We start from the raw sequence: 17720 nt of genomic DNA, 5'->3' as shown, positions 1-17720 counted from the left end.
TAACGAGGTTAAACGAATGAGAGGAAATGTGTGAATCATGACGCAACTGCCAATAGACCAAGTATTGCCTCAAGTTTTGGAGGCGCTGCAGAAAGGAACAAATGCCGTATTAGTCGCTGAGCCCGGGGCAGGTAAGACGACTCGAGTTCCGCTTGCTCTTCTTAAGGAAGCTTGGCTGGAGGGACGCAAGATTATTATGCTGGAGCCGCGCCGGCTTGCTGCACGATCTGCTGCGAAGTATATGGCGAGCATGCTTGGAGAACAAGTTGGTGAAACCGTTGGTTACCGTGTCCGTCTTGATACAAAGGTAGGCGCACGAACGAAGATTGAAGTCGTTACGGAAGGTGTCCTGACGAGAATGCTGCAGGAGGATCAGGCTCTGGAACAGGTTGGGGCTGTGTTGTTTGATGAATTTCATGAGCGGCATCTTCATGGTGATCTAGGACTGGCGTTAGCCTTGCAATCCCAAACCCTGCTGCGAGAGGATCTACGCCTTGTAGTTATGTCTGCAACACTTGATGCTGAGCCGGTGGCAGAGCTGCTAGGTGGAGCACCAATCATTAAGAGCAGCGGTCGAGTATACCCGGTGGAGACGTTTTATCGGAGCACAAGGATAGAAGGCAAAGTAGAGCCTCAGATTGCTCAGACAATCGTACAAGCCCTTCGTGAACATGACGGCGATGTGCTAGTTTTTCTGCCTGGTATAGGGGAGATTCGGCGTACAGCTGGTTTACTTGCTCAAGCCGGACTAGATTCATCCATACGAATTGCCGAGCTGCATGGCAGTATGCCGCTGGAAGCACAGGATGCGGCAGTTGCACCATGCAAGCCAGGGGAGCGCAAAGTTGTTCTCGCCACCTCGATTGCGGAGTCCAGCTTAACAGTAGAAGGAATACGGATCGTTGTGGACAGCGGACTTATGCGGGTACCACGCTTCTCGCCTCGTACGGGAATGACAAGACTTGCGACAACATCTGTATCGCAGGCTTCCGCTGATCAGCGGCGAGGTCGGGCAGGACGCCTCGCACCTGGTGTCTGTTACCGGCTTTGGACCGAGCAGGAGCATCCTTATTTGCCACTTCATAACACACCAGAACTGCTAGAGACAGACTTGACACCGTTAGCGCTCGAGCTTGCCGTATGGGGAGTGATGGAACCAACTGAACTGGCATGGCTAGATTCCCCACCACAAGTTGCCTACCGCCAATCGATTGCTCTCTTAATGCTGCTGCATGCTATAGATGAAGAGGGAAGGCCAACGGAGTGGGGGAGCCAAATCGCGAAGCTAGGCCTCCATCCAAGGCTAGGCTTTATGCTGCTGAAGGCAGAGCAGCTTGGCTTAGCAGCGGCAGCATGTGAACTCGCTGCTTTGCTTAGTGAGCGTGATCTGCTGCCACAGGAGCGTAATGTGGATGTTAGGCTTCGACTAGAAGCGCTGCATGGCCATAGTAGCCGAATGGAAGCGGATCGGGGAGCCAAGCAGCGAATCAAAGCTCAAGCTCAGCAATGGAGCCGAATGCTTCAAGAGAATGGGAAGCAGCAGCAACTAGCTGTTGGATCAGGAGATACGGCCGATGTAGGATTGCTTCTTGCTCTCGCTTATCCGGACCGGATTGCACAGCGGCGATCGGATGGCCGATATTTGCTTGCGAACGGGAGAGGAGCTGTGCTGCCAGAGCTTCAGCCCATTTCTCGAGCGGCGTATCTTGTGGCTGCTGAGCTGGATGATGCGGGTACGGAAAGTCGAATCCGGCTCGCGGCTGAGCTGGATATGGACAGGCTGGAGCAGGCAGCAGGTGAACAGCTGCAAGTTGAAGAAGCTGTGGAATGGGACATGGACGCACACGCGGTTCGAGCCCGCCGAAGAATCCGGCTTGGCGCTATTATTTTAAAGGAAGCACCGCTTCAGCAGCCTTCACCTGAACGAGTAGCTGTAGCGCTGGCTGACGGGATTGCCCGCGAAGGGCTGGAGCTGTTATCCATGTCGAAAGCTGCTAAGCAGCTGCAGGCGAGAATGCTCCTGATGGCACATCATAACAGCGGATGGCCAGACGTATCCGAAGAAACACTTCTAGCAACGGTCCAAGAATGGCTGTTGCCTCATCTATATGGAATGAAAAACCGCTCCGATCTGCAACGGCTTAATATGGTCCAGCTGTTGGAAGGCATGCTGAGCTGGACACAGCGGCAGGAGCTTGACGAGCAGGTGCCCACACATATGACGGTTCCAAGCGGTTCGCGGATACCGATTGATTATAGCGATCCAGATGCCCCGTTTATTGCGGTTCGTCTCCAGGAGCTGTTTGGACTTCAGGAAACGCCGCGTCTAGCAGGAGGAAGGCTGCCATTGACGCTGCATTTGCTGTCTCCTTCGCAGCGACCGGTTCAGGTGACAAGAGATTTGCGAAGCTTCTGGAATGAGGCTTATTTTGAAGTGAAGAAGGATTTAAAGGGACGATATCCGAAGCATTATTGGCCGGATGATCCTTATGCGGCGCAGCCGACGAATCGGGTAAAGCCGCGTACTTAAGCAGGAGCAGGGGGATTATTATGCAGATTCTTATTATCTATTTTCTTGTTATTAATATTATTGGCTTTGTCATTATGGGGATGGACAAGAGTTATGCCAGACATAAGAAGAGACGTATTCCTGAGAAAAGGCTATTTGGTATCAGTGCAATCGGCGGCGCACTTGGTGCTTGGATCGGGATGCAGGTATGGCGGCACAAAACCAAACACACTTCTTTCCGGGTAGGTATTCCTCTCTTATTTGTCTTTAATCTAGTCGTCATCTATTATCTAATGGAATTGATCGGAATGAATTTCGAGCTGTAATTGCTTACAGCTCTCGTCCTGTGGTATATTGGGTATTCGTTTTTTCCACATTCTTACGAGCTAAGAATCACCGCCAACGGCTGTAGTGCAGCCTATGGTACGATAATTCTTTGGATTATGCTTACGTTGCAAGAATCACCGCCAACTATGGTACGATAATTCTTTTTAGGAGGTAACTGACATGACACAGGTTCAAAGTGCCTATCAAGAAGAGCAAGAGAGACTGGCTCGATCGATGGACGATATTAAGAGTCAGCTGGCTGGCATTGGTCCCCGTTATACGGGTGATGATTTTACGGAGCAAATGCTCGATTTGCAGCGTGAAGAACGCAAACGGCGTTTGGAGGTAGCCTTCCGCGAACCCTACTTCGGGAGAATTGACTTCGAAGAGCTGCCAAATGGCGAGAATAAGCCGCTGTATATCGGCAAAGCTGGTGTTGCTAAGCAAGGCAGCAATGAGCTTCTCGTCGTTGATTGGCGTGCGCCTGTAGCCAGCCTATTCTATTCCTTTACAGGCGGGGAGGATGCAGCAACCTATGTCGCGCCGGAAGGCGAGATAGAAGGCTTTGTTCATCTGAAGCGTAACTTTATGATAAGGCAAGGCGAGCTTGTCCGTATGGTAGACAGCTATGTTCGTGGGAAAGATGAAGAATCCGTAACGGATGAATTCCTCTTATACCGCCTAGGCGAGAACAAAGATAATAAATTGCGGGATATCGTTTCTACAATTCAGCATGAGCAGGACCGGATTATCCGATCGGAACGTAATAAAGCCCTGTTCATTCAAGGGGTTGCAGGTAGTGGTAAAACAACAGTAGCTCTTCATCGTCTGGCGTTCCTTCTTTATCAATATGCCGACCGAGTAAAAGCCGAGCGGATGATTATTTTCGCTCCCAACCGTATGTTCCTTGATTACATCTCCGGAGTCCTCCCTGAGCTTGGGGTAGGCGACATTCTGCAAACGACATTCGTTGACTGGTCGTTGGAGCTGCTTGGCCATGAGGTGAAGCTGCGCAGTGCATCGGATGCCCTATCGTATTGGTTTGAGGAGCATCGGTCGGCAGAAGAGATGGCGACTGCACCGGGCAGAATAAAAGGCTCGCTAACATTTAAAGAAGCGATCGACGCCCGCATCGAAGAACTCGAACAGCGGCTTGTACCCGTTATTCCTTTTGAGCCTCTGCCTGGATTAGTTTTAAAGCCTGAACTGATGAAAGAATGGTTCGAAACCGATTACGGTGATGAGACTTTAATGAAGAAGCGGGATCGGCTCGTCAACCGTATTCGCCGCTGGTTTGAATCGGAGCTGAAGCTTCGGAAGGTAGTAGATAAGAAGCTGCGCGCCAAAGCACAGACCAAACTGAATGCTTTTTCGAAGAAAATCCCTTCTTACACGGCACCTCAGCTATACGCTTCCTTGTTCCAAGGAAAACAAGCCGTAACGGTTATCCCGAAAGCAATTGCTTCGGCGACTGCTGCTTCCTTAAAGAACGAACAGGTAGAAGCTGAAGACCTAGCACCGCTAGTGTACATTCATCTTCGTTTGTATGGCCTGCAGATCTCGTCTTACGACCATATCGTTATTGACGAAGCGCAAGACTACTCTCCATTCCAGTTGGAGGCACTGCGGTTGTGTCAGAAATCGCCATCGATGACAGTGCTTGGTGACTTGCAGCAGGGGATTCATGCTTACGCTGGTATTCAAAGCTGGACGGAGCTTATTGATCTATTCACAGAAGAACAGACAGGTTTCTTCGAACTGAACCGAAGCTATCGTTCAACAATGGAGATTATTGAATTCGCGAACCGTATTCTGGGAGCAATGGGCGGCGGTGTAAAACCAGCGGTACCTGTGTTCCGTAGCGGCGATCCGGTTGAGGTCGAGCAAGTCACAGATAAAGAATGGCTGAGCAAAATTGTATCGTCCGTTCAAGAATGGCAGGCTACTGGCCAGTTCCAGACAATTTCGGTCATCGGCCGCACAGCAGAACAGTGTTCAGAACTACATGAATTCTTGCTTAGCAAGGGACTTGATGCATCATTAGTCCAAAGCAAACAGCCGGAATATGGCGGAGGCTTATCTGTTGTGCCGGTGTATTTGTCCAAAGGATTGGAGTTCGACGCGGTATTAATTGCTGACGCAGGGGCAGATAAGTATTCGGAAAATGATGCGAAGCTGTTGTATGTTGGCTGTACAAGAGCACTTCATAAGTTGAAACTGCTTCATCGCGATTCGTTAACATCATTAATTAGTAAAGAATAGTTACTTAAAATATGACAGTATTTCGTCATGTTTCAGCTTCATATTGACATTAAAGCCCGTTGTAACTAGGCTACAAGTATAGGCATACAAGAGCATCGTGCACGCGAGAAAGGTGTGCGGTGCTGCTGAGCCTCATTCAAATGCCGGGAAGGAATGGACAAGTTTGAGTAATCAAATGAAAGCAAAACAACGGCCTAGGCCAAATACGAAGTATCAACCGGTCAAGAAGCAATCCAACAAGTCGCTTATCGTATTAACACTGGCGATTGTAGCAGTTATTGTTGTTATTATTCTAGGTATCAATCATCAATCGAATCAACAAGCGGAGTTAAGCAACAAGGTATATGATATCGATTTAACTGGCATGCCTGTGAAGGGCAATGCAGATGCTCCGGTTAAAATTGTCGAGTTCGGTGATTACAAATGTCCGATTTGTCAATATTTTGCTCAGAACGTAGAGCCTCAGATTGAAAAAGATTTCATAGATACGGGTAAAGCAGCACTTTATTTCGCGAATTATACGTTTATCGGTCCTGATTCCGTAACCGCTGCACTAGCGGCAGAATCTGTACAACAGCAAAGCAATGATGCTTTCTGGCCTTATTACAAAGCGATCTATGATAACCAAAAAGATGAGAAGACCAATTGGGCAACATCCGATTATCTCGTACAGCTCGCGAAGGATGCGAATCTTTCGATTGACTTCGACAAGCTGAAGAAGGATATCGATGATAAGACATATCAAAGCGAAGTAAACAAGGATAATGCAATGGTAGGCCCGCTGAATGTTACCGGTACACCAACACTCTTTATTAATGGTATGCAATATGCAGGCAACCTGGATTACGCAAGCATTAAAGCAGCAATTGATAAAGCGGTTAATAAGGAGTAGGAACGATTGACAACGACAACCGAAACCGAAATCTATGAAAGCTGGTTCCAGCGATATGGTTTGTATTTGGCGTGGATTGTCTCATTAGTTGCTACAGGAGGATCCTTATATTTCAGCGAAATACGAGGCTTTATCCCATGCGATTTGTGCTGGTACCAGCGCATCTTCATGTATCCGCAAGTTATTCTGCTTGGTATAGCTGTTTACCGCAGCGACCGTAGAATCATTGGATATGTATTGCCGCTTAGTGTGATTGGGATGCTTATTTCGATCTATCATAATTTCGAGATCTGGTTCCCAAAGGTTGGCGAAATGATGCCGTGCCGCTCAGGTATTCCATGCAACTATGATTATTTGAACTGGCTTGGTTTCATTACGATCCCGCTAATGGCTTTGACGGCATTTATTTTAATTCTTATTTTCTTGGTGCTTGGCCGTCAGAAAAGCGAATAATTAAGATGGTTAATTATAATCGCCGCATTCTCTTCAGATGAGGGAATGTGGCGATTGTTCTGTTTAATATTGATGTGACATTTACACCTTGCATAGGGCTTGTCTATAATGGTTTACATCATGGCTATTGGTATCGGAGTGAATCAGATTGTCGGAATGGACATGGGAGGATTGGTCAGCACCACTGGCGTTATCCTTGAAAATATGTTTAACAGCCAGCCTATTCGTAGCCATTCTTGGTGTATGGGCTGCCTGGTGGATGACCAGAAAGAAACGCCGAGGGAGGCTGATTCTTGAGACGATCTTTATGCTGCCGCTTGTATTGCCGCCAACGGTCATTGGATTCCTTTTGCTTGTTACGCTAGGGCGCAGAGGATGGGTTGGAATCGCTTATGAATGGCTGTTTAATCAGCCCATTATCTTCACTTGGATTGCTGGCGTCGTTGCAGCTGTAGTAGTAGCTTTCCCGCTAGTTTACCAAACGATGAAGACCGGTTTTCAAGGGGTAGAGCGGCATCTGGAGGATTCAGCAAGATCGGTAGGAGCAGGAGAATGGCAGGTATTTCGTTATATTACGCTGCCATTAGCTGGTCGTTCGTTTATATCTTCTTATATTCTCGGCTTCGCTAGAAGTCTTGGCGAGTTTGGAGCAACACTTATGATAGCAGGTAATATCCCTGGAGTGACCCAAACAACGCCAACAGCAATCTATACAGCAGTCGAATCCGGACATATGCCGTTAGCCTGGTCCTGGACTGCAGCAATTATCGCAGTATCCTTCTTGATGTTAATTGTGACAGGCCGGTTAAATGAAACGTTGAACAATAAGTGAACTCCGTTGTTTCTGGGCTTGCCGAGGTGGCGACAGCGGATAAAATACGGTATCGTAAGAGGAAAGTCGTTTTAGGAAGTAGGCATAAAGGATGATTGCAACAGAACTCTACAAAGAGGCAGAGCAGTTTATCGCCGATTGTTATATAGAACTAGGTAAATCTGAAGTAGAAGCAAAGCTGCGTCTTACGGAAATTGAGCAGTCTATCGTAAAGACAGGCAGCTATGAGCATACCATGGAGGAGCTCCGTCACGGGGCAAGAGTGGCTTGGCGCAACAGCAATCGCTGTATTGGCCGTTTATTCTGGCAGTCACTTGAAGTGAGAGATGCTCGTTTTTTACATAAGCCGGATGAAATTGCAGACTCGATATTTAGCCACATGAAATATGCAACAAATGATGGGCGTATCCGTCCGACGATTACGGTCTTTGCCCCGCAGCAGAGAGAGAAGCGAATTCGTATATGGAATCACCAGCTGGTACGTTATGCAGGGTACGATACGGAGAAGGGAATGGTCGGTGATCCGGCTTCAGTAGCTTTTACTCAAGTATGTACAACACTAGGCTGGCAAGGTGCAGGAACAGCCTTTGATATTCTGCCGCTTGTCATTCAAGTGAATAACGAGCCGCCAAGCTGGTATGAGCTGCCGGCGGGACTTGTGAAGGAAGTGCCCTTATCCCATCCCGATATCACAAACTTCGAGGAGCTGAAGCTGCAATGGTATGCCGTTCCGTTCATCTCGGATATGTTGCTGGAGATCGGTGGTATTACGTATACAGCGGCGCCGTTTAACGGCTGGTACATGGGAACGGAAATCGGAGCACGCAATCTCGCTGATATTGGCCGATATAATCAGCTTCCGAACGTTGCCAAGCTTATGGGCCTTGATACATCGTCCAACACTTCCCTTTGGAAGGACCGTGCGATGACAGAGCTGAACGTTGCTGTTATTCATTCTTACAAAAAACATGGTGTCAGCATTGTGGATCATCATACAGCAGCCGAGCAGTTCATGCGTTTCGCTCAGCAGGAGCAAAATAACGGTCGCCAATTAACTGGCAATTGGTCGTGGTTAATTCCGCCTATGTCGCCTTCTACAACTCCTGTCTGGCATCGCGGATTTGATAACACGGAGCTGAAGCCGACCTATCGCTATCAGAAGCTGCCATATGTTCTTAATGATTATGAAGCTTAATGACATGGGGGAAACGACAAAGTGGATTTCAGAATGGAATATTTATCTTTCTTCGTTATCGTAACAGATGGTGAGGACAGCTCGTCCTCGAAACGTTACAAGCATTTTCAAACGCTGGATGAGGACGATTATGAAGATAGTGAGATCAAGCGATTCCTTGATGGCGAGTTTACCCGGATTGTTAAACGTAAGGTAGAGCGCAACCCTAATACGGAGAATGCTCCGACGAAAATTGGACGATTTATGGTTGAACCAGGCTATGAGCTGGGTAGTAATCAAAACTATAACTTGTTCCAACGTCTACGGGAAGCCGATAGCAAGGAACGTTTTATCGGTATCGCCGATGAATTGGTACATATTTATATGGATACGACAGCGGTTCGCGGCGGGGCGTTTATAATCGCCAGAGCGAAGCTGAACACTTATTTCGATGAACCATTCTTGTTCCTGCTCAAATGTGATTTTGAACCAAAAATCGCACGGATCTCGGACGAACGAAGCTTGATCTCCCATGTTGAGATGGCTATCAGTGCTCGTGGCATGAAGTCAATCCAATATCCGCATATGCCGGAGGAAGGATCTCTTGATCAATGGGAGCTCAAAATTCATCAGGCTTCACATGCCCGTTATTTCGAGGATTTCTTGAAATTCGTATCCTACGAGAAGCCTTTGCCTGAAGTAATGGGTGAGCAGGTGCTTGGGATGGTCCAGCAGTATATGGAGAACAAATGGCAGGCTGCTCCTGAAAGTGTGGAACGTCGTGAGGAAGAGAATGCTATTGAAGTTTGGGCGGCAAGCGAGAAGCGTGAGCTGCAGGAATATTGGACGCATGAGCAGGTAACAACCGCTTCCGCCGCTCTTGTTGAGCAGAAGCCGGACCTGCCATTCTCGTTTAAGCTTGGTGGGGTAACGATTAAAGGGCTGCTTGCTGACTTTGGGGTGACTTTGCATTTCGCTAAACATAATGGACGTTATGTAACCGTAATTGAGGGTGATGCGTTCCAATTCGAAAAAGGCGTCTCACCAGTTGAGCTGCTGCTCCCGCCGGATCTCGAAGAAATTCTGCCGATTATCGGTACGAATGTGAAGGAAGAGCCAGCAATACCGACGTATGAAGATGACAACTCGATAGCGGCGCAAGATGATGATGTACCTTGGTAATGGAGGGGAACGGAATGGATAAATTATTTTTTATTGAGATTGGAATGGGCTGTGATCTTCATGGTCAGAACATCACGAAAGCGTCAATACGTGCGGTTCAGAATGCGATTCATCATAATTCAATGCCGGGTCTTCGATCGGTCTTGCCAGGTGGTACGCTCGACAATATGAAGGTACATGTCAAGCTTGCCGTTCCTTGTGATAAGGAATTGCTTGATGTAGAGCAGGTTAAGGCTGTTCTGCCTTATGGTCAGGTTACGGTAGAAATCATGGACGGCGGCATGATGACAACAAGTGGTGTCGTTCTGCCGGATAAAGAGGATAAGAATGATCTGATCTACATCGTGAATGCATCGGTGGAAGTGGGTTATTAATAGGCGAGGTAAAGTGTAAACCGTATATCTGTCCTTTAGTGGATAGGTATACGGTTTATTTTTGCAGGATTCATGAACGCGTGGACGGGGTAACATACAAGTAGTTATCAACAGTTCAGAAGAAAAGAAGGAGACGCTCATGGTTCTGAAACTGATCTTGTTTGCGGTGCTGCTGTTTTGTTCCGCTTTCTTCGTAGCAACTGAATTTGCAGTCGTCCGCCTTCGTACCAGCAGGGTACAGCAATTGGTCGCTGAAGGGGTTCGTAATGGGGCAGCGGTTCAAAATGTTCTGCAGCACTTGGACAGCTATTTGTCCGCCTGCCAGCTTGGCATAACCATCACTGCGCTGGGACTCGGCTGGCTTGGAGAGCCGACGGTTCATGATTTGCTGGATCCGTTGTTTCACCAGCTTCATATTGGCGGCGAACTGGTTAATGTCCTGTCGTTTATTTTATCTTTCGCCGTTGTTACCTACTTGCATGTCGTTCTTGGCGAGCTGGCACCAAAGACCGTAGCCATTATCAAACCGGAGCAAATTAGTTTATCCGTTGCTCCTATTATCATTGGCTTTTATAAAGTGATGTTTCCGTTTATCTGGCTGCTTAACGGCTCCGCAAACGGCGTCGTCAGGCTGCTTGGCTTCAAGCCAACAGGAGAGCAGGAAGCTCATTCCGAAGAAGAGATCCGGAGTATTATGTCGGAGAGCTACGAAAGCGGAAAAATTAATAAGAGCGAGCTCAGCTATGTAAACCGGATATTCGAATTTGACGAACGGTTAGCTCGGGAGATCATGGTTCCGCGGACGGATATGGTCTGTTTGTTTATGGAGAACTCCAAGGTGGAAAATATCTCGATAATCCGAAGAGAACAATATACCCGGTTCCCTGTCGCAAAGGGCAGCAAGGATAATATCGTCGGGATTATCAATACGAAGCAGTTCTTTATGCAATATTTTGGTAACAATGAGACAGATGTTGCAACGATGCTTCAACCTGTGATGTCTGTGCCGGAAGTGATGCCAATCAAGAAGCTGCTTCGTAAGATGCAGCTGGAACGGGTGCATATCGCTATTTTGCATGATGAATACGGGGGGACATCCGGACTGATTACGATCGAGGACATTATCGAGGAGATCGTTGGCGAAATTCGTGATGAATTTGATGCCGATGAGGTGAAGGAAATTGATGCGGTTGAGCCGAATCGTTTTATTATAGACGGCAAAGCGCTAATTGGTGAGGTTAATGAAGCCATTGGCTGTCATCTGGAAAGCCATGATGTAGATTCGATTGGCGGCTGGTTATATAATCAATACCCGGATCTGGAAGTCGGGGAGCCACAGGATCACGAGGAGCTGACTTTTATCATCCGGGAGAAAGAACGGCATCGGATCCGCAAAATCGAAATTATCTTCCATGTCGTTAACCCCGTTAATGAATAGGGACTGATGAGCCGTTTTCCTATGATGGAAATGCGGCTTTTCTCCTAAAACGTTGGTTGCTTTCGCTCGTCTTACGCTTGTGCTATTATTAAAAGGTTGGTTTAAAGAGAAGTGCCACATACGGAAATAATAGGAGATGGAGGACTACATTTGGGAGATTTATTTAATGCCATAATTATGGGCATCATTGAAGGCTTGACGGAGTTTTTACCTGTCTCGTCAACCGGACATTTGATTCTGACTGCAGATTTGCTGAACTTCCAGGATGACCGTGCCAAAGTGTTCGAGGTTGTTATACAACTTGGTGCCGTGCTAGCCGTCCTCGTGCTGTATCGGAGAAAGTTTATCAGCTTGCTTAACTTTAACTTCAAGGAATCATCTGGCATTAACGCCTTGCACATTATTTTGGCCATGATTCCAGCTGGCGTAATTGGCGTGTTGCTTCATGGATTCATCAAAGATTATTTATTCAGCTCACAAACGGTTCTTATTGGTCTCGTTGCAGGCGGTATACTTATGATTGTTGCAGATCGCATCAAGAAGAAAGTTACAGCAGAAGAGCTTGATGACATTACATACAAGCAAGCATTCGCTATTGGTTTATTCCAGGTTCTCGCGCTTTGGCCAGGCTTCTCGCGTTCTGGCTCTACGATGTCTGGCGGTATGTTCTTCGGAACAAGCCAAAAGGCTGCTGCCGAGTTCACTTTTCTTGTATCGGTACCAATTATGGCAGGTGCAAGTGGTGTAGACTTGATTCAGAGCCGTGAGTTTCTGACTGCGTCGGATACACCGCTCTTCCTTATTGGTTTTATCGCTGCATTTATCGTTGCAATGATTGCTATCGTAACCTTCTTGAATCTGATTAAAAAGCTTAGCTTGTCTTGGTTCGCGTATTATCGCTTTGTACTTGCTATTGTATTTGCATTTATTATCTTGTAAACAAACAAAAAAGGATGATTCAAAGGGTCGAGAGACCTTTCGAATCATCCTTTTATTTATACTCGTTTACACCAGGAACATCGCTACGACTGTAGTCACGCACAAGCCTATAATAACTGGCTTCAAATTGCGGCGGGCTAATTCAAACGGACTGACACCACAAATAGCTGCTGCAGGGATAAGCGCCCAAGGTACAAGAGTACCGCCGCCAACCCAAATCGCGGCTACTTGACCGAGAGCGGTTAAAGTAGCGACACCAGAACCGATTGCACCGCCGAAGAGCTGGGCGATAGAGCCAGCAAGCGAGATGCCGGAGAAGCCAGATCCATCAAGACCGGTGACGGCTCCCACGAGCGTCAAGGTCACAGAGCCAACCTCGCCATTGACGGGGACATTATTAGCAAGGGCAACACCTAGATCGTTCACGATGCCTTGAGAGCCGGCTGGCAGTGTATCTCCGAAGATAGCGGTAAAGCCGGAATCACCAAGGTAGAAGAACGCTGCGATTGGAATGACAGGTCCAAACACTTTGAAGCCAAACACGAAGCCTTCGATCAAATAACTTGTTGTTTTCTCCAGACCTTTGTTCTTATGAGCCAGCATTGTGATGAGGAGCATGATGAAGATGGCAGTTCCGCCTACAAGTGCGGTTGCATCGCCGCCCTGGAGATCTAACAGGAACATCGTAACGACGTCAGCAGCAAAGAGCAGTGGGATCAAGACGGCTAAAAAGATTTTTGCTCCGCGAGACAGTACATTTTTATAGGCTAGATCTTCACCGCCTGTAAGCTCTTTATCTCCTTCGACATTGCTGATAATGCCGTCATTCCATTTGCCGGTCTTCATATCCCGGCGCATCATCCAGAAGGCAGCGATTGTTGTTACTAAGCCCATCACGATGACGAGGGGAATACTCGCCTGCATTACTTCGCTGACGGGCAGGCCTGCCGCATCAGCTGTAAGCTTTGGAGCGCCTTGGATAATGTAGTCACCTGATAACGCAATACCGTGACCAAACAAATTCATGGCCATTGCTGCTCCAAGTGCTGGCAGACCTACTCGTAGAGCAACAGGCAGTAATACTGCACCAATCAAGGCAACGGCAGGAGAAGGCCAGAAGAACCAGGAGGTAACCATCATAATTATTCCGATTCCCCAGAAAGCTAGTGTAGGTGTTCGTAGGAAACGGGTGAACGGGTAGATCATCACTTCGTTTATGCCGGTTCGGATCAGGACCCGGCTCATTGCAACGATTATGGATATAATGAGAATAGTGCCCATTAATTCTGTAATTGCGTAGATGAAGCTGTTGAACACGCCGCTGACGGAGTCGCTCAGCGATTCGGTTGCCAATAGGCCAAGTACAAAGATGCCGACGATACATATGAGCGACGTATCGCGCCGCATCAGCATAAAGCCGATGATGGCAACGATAAACACGAGATACACCCAATGCAGCGCCACTAAATCAATGGCCATAACAATCACCCTCTCATGGGATACCTGGCTGCGGTATCCGCTGCCGTAATGTACAGTATGCAAAGCCCATCATAGGCGTTCATCACGGGAGTTATGAGAATGTGCTTAAGAGCAGTGATCATTTGTTGACGAATGTCACAAACCGTATACAATGAATAAACAGGCTATTTTTACAAAATGAACGAATCTCGGAGGGAAGATTAGAACAAATGGATAATGTAAAAATATTAGGTGCATCAATGGACTATACGAAGGAAAATGGCTTCGTTGGCCGTATACAGTTCGAAATTGCTGGACAACAGAACCAATACGAAATGACCATTCATAGCCGTAAAAGAACAGAATGGGGATATGGTTTGTTCTTTCTGAATGAATCTGGGGACGAGGACGAGCTGCTTGCTGTGGAGGATATGCTGGAAGAGGATGACGAGCTGTTTGATTACCTGGTAAATGCAGCAGAAGAGAAGTTAGTATTAGAGCACCATTAAGAATGGATATAAAAAAAACCTCCGATGCATCCCGAAGCGGGAATCGGAGGTTTTTTATGCTTACATGGAACGTTCTGCTTTTTCGTTCTTCTTCGCAGTACGGTTCCGGAGGAACAGCCAGGCTGCTGCACCAGCCGCTACGGCTAGAAGGACATATACAACGATCATGCCATTATCGGCAATCGTATTACCGAGGGATTGAACCTTGTCGCCTACAAACGTACCGATAATAAAGTAAATCAATGTCCATAAGAAGGCGCTTGGATAAGCAAATAGGGCAAATCGTCTGTAATTCATTTTGTTCGTGCCTCCAACAAACGGCATCACATGCCGCAGGACAGGGAGGACAAGACCGATACTAAGCGCGAAACCACCGTATTTTTCACTCATATGTTGAGCTTGATTGACGAATTTATCCAAATTCTTCTTTTTCATAAACCAATCGAACACTTTGCTTCCGGCAAATCGGCCGATAGAGTAATTAAAGGTCATAGCCGAGCAGATTCCAAGGAAGACCATTAAGTAAGCTGGAACCGGGCTCAGCAGACCCGATGCTGCGAATGCTCCTCCTGTCATGACGACAACCTCATTCGGAACAGGCAGCCCGATCAAGCCCAAACACAGGACAAGGAAGAGGGAGACATAGCCGAACTGATCAATAATGGATACTAAGAAGTCATAACCCATTTGTATATTCATCCCTTACTAATAAGCATTTTTTGAGTTACATTTTTAATTTTAAGGCACTCCTATAAGGCTAACATAAAATGAGTGGTTTCGGGTAGGGTGATTTCTCATCCAAAAAGCCAAAAAGGATTGATCTTTTCCAGCTGTGAGTACCATAATAGAGAGCTCAGACAAATGACATAAATTCATAATAGCACCGGAAAGGAGAAATAATGAATACAACAAGCAACCGACGTACTGTAACTATTGCGTTATTCGTCGCAACCTTCCTGGCAGCGATTGAAGGAACAATCGTCAGTACCGCGATGCCCAGCATAACTGGCGAGTTGCATGGCATTCAGCAATACAGCTGGATTATTTCGATTTACTTATTGGCTACGGTCATTACCACGCCGATTTATGGCAAACTATCCGACCTGTTCGGACGGAAAAGAATGTTTATTGCGGGAGCAGTCATTTTTCTTGCAGGCTCTATGTTGTCCGGGCTTGCCCAGACGATGTCGCAGCTTATTGCTTTTCGAGCTTTACAAGGCCTTGGGGCAGGAGCTTTAACGACGATTCCTTACACCATTATCGGTGATTTATATCCATTCGAACAACGGGCTAAAGTCCAGGGCTGGATGTCAAGCATTTGGGGCATTGCAGGCATCACAGGCCCGCTGGCAGGCGGCTTGCTCGTCGATTATGTCTCCTGGCGGGCGATCTTTTATATGAACCTCCCGTTTGGCATCGTGGCGATCTTGCTGCTTTCCATATCCATGAAGGAAGCGTTCGCGAAACAGAAGCGTTATATTGATTATCCGGGAATAGCTGCTTTCTCTATAGGGATGTTTGCGTTCCTGTATGCTCTGACTATTCTTCGTGAGACGAATGAATCAAGTCATTCATCGATGCTTATCGTCATATTATTGCTTGCTGCTGTATTCTTCTTGGCCTTATTCTTCTTCATTGAGAAACGCTCTCCTGAGCCGATAATCCCGCTTCAATTATTTAAGCTGCGCACGATAAGCACGGTGAATGCCATTAGCTTTCTGCTTTGTGTGATCAATGTTGTTGCCATCTTTTATCTGCCTTTGTGGATTCAAGGCGTCATCGGAGAGAGTGCTACATACTCAGGACTGGCCATGATCCCATTGTCTATTGGCTGGCCGCTTGGAGCTATCTTGGCTGGTAATTTGATCGCAAAGCTTGGCATGCGCAAGATTGCCTTTGTTGGTTCGGTGTTTCTTGTTGTCGGAAGCATAGGATTCATGCTGTTGACGGAACATTCGTCAATCGTTCTTTTTATGATTTATACGTTCCTGTCCGGCATGTCATTCGGGTTATCCTTAACAAGCTTTACGGTTGCAGTCAGTTCATCGGTAACATGGGAGCTGCGCGGCGCAGCTGTCGGGAGCAATAACTTTATCCGAACGCTTGGTCAGACGGTTGGGATCGCGTTATTTGGACTTCTGCTGCATACTGGCAGCACAGAAATCATCGATGCAGTCAAGCTGGAACACAGCCTTCATCGGATATTTATCATACTGGTCGGACTATCTGTATTAGTCCTGCTGGCTATGCTTGCTTTGCCAAGGACGACTAAGCAAGCCACAGCTTCCGATATCGCAGATGCTTCTTCCTAGAAAAGAAAGGCTGATCAATGAGCATGACAATAACATCTAGCACTGATGATCTTTTCTTACGCTCTGTATCCGCATCCGTTGCAGGACTAGATGATGCAAAGCTGGATCAAATGAAGGAACGGCTGGTGGAGTGGAAGATGACCACCGCCATCATTTTACGGGATGATGAAATCGCCTGGGAATGGTACAGCGAAGGCAAAGACACGGTTGGACCGCTGTTGTCCTGTACGAAGAGCCTCTTGTCTGCTTTGGTCGGGATCGCTATAGCTGAAGGTCATATCCAAAGTGTGGAGCAGCCTATTGCCGATTATTTCGAAGGTCTGCCGGATGATGCCATACGAATTAAGCATTTGCTGACGATGACGTCCGGTTGGGATTGGCCCGACTTCGATAAGCCGTATAAAGCAATGAAGAAATCGGCAGATCCCATTCGGTTTGTACTTGATCGTCCACTTATCAGTGAACCCGGGACTGCCTATCTTTACAATTCTGGCGGATCACATCTTCTATCTGTCATCCTGTCGAAAGCAATAGGGCAAAGCGCGCTGGATTATGCGACAAGCCGCCTTTTTAAGCCGATGGGCTTCCATCAAGCAAAATGGACTTCTCACAAGGGGATTAACGAAGGAGGAACCGGGCTGCAGCTTTATGGCCGTGATCTGGCGAAGCTCGGCCTTCTTTATTTGCGGGAAGGGGATTGGTTTGGCAAGCAGCTGATCTCAGCAGAATGGATTCAAGAGTCAACGAGAAAGCATCATCGCGGACTTCTTCACTACGAGCCTCCTATCTATGGGGCCTACGGCTATCATTGGTGGCAGTCGCCAGTCGAACATAATGGGGCATTTGACTGTTATTTTGCCTTTGGTCATGGGGGGCAATATTTACTCATTGCGCCTGAAGAACGACTGGTAGTTGTGCTTCGTAAAGCACTTGCGGGACGGAACGAGGCGGTCCAATCTCGTAATATTATATTTGAACATATTGCAGGAGCTAGAAAAAAATAGTCTTAAAGGTGCAACCTTTTGTGCTAGGATGCGTTTAATCTATGTCTGTTCAAAC

General features: G+C 47.2%; 16 protein-coding genes. 14 read left to right on the top strand and 2 right to left on the bottom strand.

Annotated elements, in window-relative coordinates; translation table 11 throughout:
* Window positions 1-37 precede the first annotated feature (37 nt).
* From hrpB to AB4Y93_RS03420, 11 genes are all read left to right on the top strand, one after another.
* Window positions 38-2530 carry an ATP-dependent helicase HrpB gene (gene hrpB, locus AB4Y93_RS03470; RefSeq protein ID WP_441888973.1) on the top strand — a complete coding sequence of 831 codons (2493 nt, stop codon included), beginning with the start codon at window positions 38-40 and terminating at the stop codon, window positions 2528-2530.
* 20 nt (window positions 2531-2550) lie between these two features.
* Window positions 2551-2835, top strand: coding sequence for a DUF1294 domain-containing protein (locus AB4Y93_RS03465; RefSeq protein WP_441888971.1), 285 nt, complete (start codon window positions 2551-2553; stop codon window positions 2833-2835).
* A gap of 181 nt (window positions 2836-3016) precedes the next feature.
* Complete coding sequence (locus AB4Y93_RS03460; RefSeq protein WP_441888969.1) at window positions 3017-5098, top strand: HelD family protein; 2082 nt, start codon at window positions 3017-3019, stop codon at window positions 5096-5098.
* Window positions 5099-5261: 163 nt separating this feature from the next.
* Window positions 5262-5990 carry a DsbA family protein gene (locus AB4Y93_RS03455; RefSeq protein ID WP_441888967.1) on the top strand — a complete coding sequence of 243 codons (729 nt, stop codon included), beginning with the start codon at window positions 5262-5264 and terminating at the stop codon, window positions 5988-5990.
* Between the two features lie 6 nt (window positions 5991-5996).
* Entirely contained in the window at window positions 5997-6443 is a 447-nt protein-coding gene (locus AB4Y93_RS03450) for a disulfide oxidoreductase (protein WP_441888965.1), read from the top strand.
* A 148-nt stretch (window positions 6444-6591) separates the two neighbouring features.
* Window positions 6592-7275: a molybdate ABC transporter permease subunit gene (gene modB, locus AB4Y93_RS03445; RefSeq protein ID WP_441888963.1), complete on the top strand. Its 684-nt coding sequence runs from the start codon at window positions 6592-6594 to the stop codon at window positions 7273-7275.
* A 91-nt stretch (window positions 7276-7366) separates the two neighbouring features.
* Entirely contained in the window at window positions 7367-8470 is a 1104-nt protein-coding gene (locus AB4Y93_RS03440) for a nitric oxide synthase oxygenase (protein WP_441888961.1), read from the top strand.
* Window positions 8471-8491: 21 nt separating this feature from the next.
* Window positions 8492-9631 carry a DUF3900 domain-containing protein gene (locus AB4Y93_RS03435; RefSeq protein WP_441888959.1) on the top strand — a complete coding sequence of 380 codons (1140 nt, stop codon included), beginning with the start codon at window positions 8492-8494 and terminating at the stop codon, window positions 9629-9631.
* A gap of 14 nt (window positions 9632-9645) precedes the next feature.
* Window positions 9646-10005, top strand: a complete 360-nt coding sequence (locus tag AB4Y93_RS03430) for a Lin0512 family protein (RefSeq protein WP_167280644.1) — start codon at window positions 9646-9648, stop codon at window positions 10003-10005.
* A gap of 139 nt (window positions 10006-10144) precedes the next feature.
* On the top strand, window positions 10145-11443 hold the full coding sequence (locus tag AB4Y93_RS03425) for a hemolysin family protein (RefSeq protein WP_441888957.1): 1299 nt from the start codon (window positions 10145-10147) through the stop codon (window positions 11441-11443).
* 150 nt (window positions 11444-11593) lie between these two features.
* Window positions 11594-12382, top strand: coding sequence for an undecaprenyl-diphosphate phosphatase (locus AB4Y93_RS03420; protein ID WP_441888955.1), 789 nt, complete (start codon window positions 11594-11596; stop codon window positions 12380-12382).
* Between the two features lie 66 nt (window positions 12383-12448).
* On the opposite strand, the gene AB4Y93_RS03415 is transcribed toward AB4Y93_RS03420, so the two are convergent.
* A complete protein-coding gene (locus AB4Y93_RS03415) occupies window positions 12449-13861 on the bottom strand; it encodes a hypothetical protein (RefSeq protein ID WP_441888953.1) in 1413 nt (470 codons plus the stop codon).
* Between the two features lie 209 nt (window positions 13862-14070).
* On the opposite strand from AB4Y93_RS03415, the gene AB4Y93_RS03410 reads away from it, so the two are divergent.
* Window positions 14071-14349 (top strand): hypothetical protein, encoded by a 279-nt coding sequence (locus AB4Y93_RS03410; protein WP_441888951.1) that lies wholly within the window; start codon window positions 14071-14073, stop codon window positions 14347-14349.
* Between the two features lie 60 nt (window positions 14350-14409).
* On the opposite strand, the gene AB4Y93_RS03405 is transcribed toward AB4Y93_RS03410, so the two are convergent.
* Window positions 14410-15036, bottom strand: coding sequence for a DedA family protein (locus AB4Y93_RS03405; protein WP_441888949.1), 627 nt, complete (start codon window positions 15034-15036; stop codon window positions 14410-14412).
* Window positions 15037-15248: 212 nt separating this feature from the next.
* Between AB4Y93_RS03405 and AB4Y93_RS03400 the strand changes: the two genes are divergently transcribed.
* Together AB4Y93_RS03400 and AB4Y93_RS03395 are read left to right on the top strand one after the other, a co-directional pair.
* Window positions 15249-16661 (top strand): MDR family MFS transporter, encoded by a 1413-nt coding sequence (locus AB4Y93_RS03400; RefSeq protein WP_441888947.1) that lies wholly within the window; start codon window positions 15249-15251, stop codon window positions 16659-16661.
* Between the two features lie 23 nt (window positions 16662-16684).
* On the top strand, window positions 16685-17665 hold the full coding sequence (locus tag AB4Y93_RS03395) for a serine hydrolase domain-containing protein (protein ID WP_441888945.1): 981 nt from the start codon (window positions 16685-16687) through the stop codon (window positions 17663-17665).
* The last annotated feature ends 55 nt before the right edge of the window (window positions 17666-17720 follow it).

The sequence above is a fragment of the Paenibacillus sp. YAF4_2 genome (assembly GCF_052113225.1).
GTDB lineage: Bacteria > Bacillota > Bacilli > Paenibacillales > Paenibacillaceae > Pristimantibacillus.
Note: the sequence above shows the minus strand (reverse complement) of the source record. Positions and strands in the feature narration are given on the sequence as shown.

Coding starts and splice junctions, on each gene's coding strand:
- AB4Y93_RS03440 (WP_441888961.1), top strand. CDS start 7,367: ATGATTGCAACAGAACTCTACAAAGAGGCAGAGCAGTTTATCGCCGAT.
- AB4Y93_RS03400 (WP_441888947.1), top strand. CDS start 15,249: ATGAATACAACAAGCAACCGACGTACTGTAACTATTGCGTTATTCGTC.
- AB4Y93_RS03460 (WP_441888969.1), top strand. CDS start 3,017: ATGACACAGGTTCAAAGTGCCTATCAAGAAGAGCAAGAGAGACTGGCT.
- AB4Y93_RS03430 (WP_167280644.1), top strand. CDS start 9,646: ATGGATAAATTATTTTTTATTGAGATTGGAATGGGCTGTGATCTTCAT.
- hrpB (WP_441888973.1), top strand. CDS start 38: ATGACGCAACTGCCAATAGACCAAGTATTGCCTCAAGTTTTGGAGGCG.
- AB4Y93_RS03395 (WP_441888945.1), top strand. CDS start 16,685: ATGACAATAACATCTAGCACTGATGATCTTTTCTTACGCTCTGTATCC.
- AB4Y93_RS03405 (WP_441888949.1), bottom strand. CDS start 15,036: ATGGGTTATGACTTCTTAGTATCCATTATTGATCAGTTCGGCTATGTC.
- AB4Y93_RS03410 (WP_441888951.1), top strand. CDS start 14,071: ATGGATAATGTAAAAATATTAGGTGCATCAATGGACTATACGAAGGAA.
- AB4Y93_RS03425 (WP_441888957.1), top strand. CDS start 10,145: ATGGTTCTGAAACTGATCTTGTTTGCGGTGCTGCTGTTTTGTTCCGCT.
- AB4Y93_RS03415 (WP_441888953.1), bottom strand. CDS start 13,861: ATGGCCATTGATTTAGTGGCGCTGCATTGGGTGTATCTCGTGTTTATC.
- AB4Y93_RS03465 (WP_441888971.1), top strand. CDS start 2,551: ATGCAGATTCTTATTATCTATTTTCTTGTTATTAATATTATTGGCTTT.